This is a genomic window from Robertmurraya sp. GLU-23 (assembly GCF_052983275.1).
In genome coordinates this window covers 1-1,285 of the sequence record NZ_JBRKCV010000046.1, presented here as the reverse complement: position 1 = coordinate 1,285, position 1,285 = coordinate 1, and the positions used below count along the sequence as shown (strand labels likewise).

Annotated in this window: 1 protein-coding gene; it reads left to right on the top strand. The window is 37.0% G+C overall.

From position 1 onward, the window contains the following. Positions 1 to 85 precede the first annotated feature (85 nt). A protein-coding gene (locus tag ACVBAX_RS25255; RefSeq protein ID WP_447119699.1) for an IS3 family transposase occupies positions 86 to 1,248 on the top strand; the annotation gives its coding sequence in 2 pieces (ribosomal slippage) (positions 86 to 362 and positions 362 to 1,248; 1,164 coding nt in all). Positions 1,249 to 1,285: the final 37 nt, after the last annotated feature.

Here is a 1,285-nt window from a genome sequence, read left to right as displayed (position 1 = left end):
TGGAGAGACCCAGATAAATGAGACAAGGAAAAAACACCCCCTGGATCGTATTTATACAATATGATTCTTAGGAGGGTGTTTTTCTATGGGAACAAGAGTTCATTATCCAGAAGAGATAAAATGGAAAGTTATTGAGATGAAGCAAGCAGGCATTAGCAACCGAGATATAATGACACAACTAGGTATAAAAAGTAAGACGCAATTAAAGACATGGATGAAATGGTACAAAGCAGGACAAACCTACAGGTTTTCTCAACAAGTGGGAAAGCAATACTCCTACGGTAAGGGGACGGAGGAACTGTCTGAGTTAGAACAACTTAAATTGAAAAATAAACAGCTAGAAACACAATTAGAAATACTAAAAAAGTACCAAGAGATCGAAAGGGGTTGGAGCCAGAAGTTGTTTTACAAGTAGTAGAATGCCTCTCTGACAGCTTTAAGATAATTGATATTCTAGGAGTATTAGGCATACCAAAGGCGACATATTACCGATGGAAAAAGAAATATCAAAAGATTAAACTTACTTCTTTAGAGCAGTTGGTTATTAAGCTGTGTGAGGAAAACCACCATCACTATGGTCATCGCAAAATCAAAGCGATTTTAAACAGAAAATATGGGATTAATGTAAACCGCAAAACCGTTCAGAAGATTATGCAAAAATTCGAGATACAGTGCCAAGTTAAGAAAAAGCGACAGAAGTACGTGAGTGGTGAGAGCAATATTGTTGTACCCAATATCCTTAATCGTAACTTTAAAGCCAGTCGATCAAATGAAAAATGGGTCACGGATATTACCTACTTACCTTATGGCCCGACTATGTTATATTTATCAACAATCATAGACCTATATAACAACGAAATAGTAGCTTATAAGATAGGTACAAGCCAAGAGGTCAAACTAGTATTGGATACATTAAAAGAGGCTGTTGAATTACGTAAACCAAAGGATTTACTTCTTCATAGTGACCAGGGGGCTGTCTATACTTCATATGCTTATCAGAATTTAGCCAAAGAAAAAGGCATTACCACAAGCATGTCTCGAAAAGGAAACTGCCATGATAATGCCGTCATCGAATCCTTTCACTCCTCGCTAAAGTCGGAAGGATTCAACGCTCAAAGTAGAGCATCTATGTCCAATTCTAAAGTAGTACAAATAGTAAATCAATATATGTATCGATATAATCATGTACGTATTCAGGCAAAACTAAACTACCTGTCCCCACTTGAATATAGGGGACAGGCAGCATAGGTGTTTTTTCTAAGTCTCACTTTTACGGGTCAGTTCA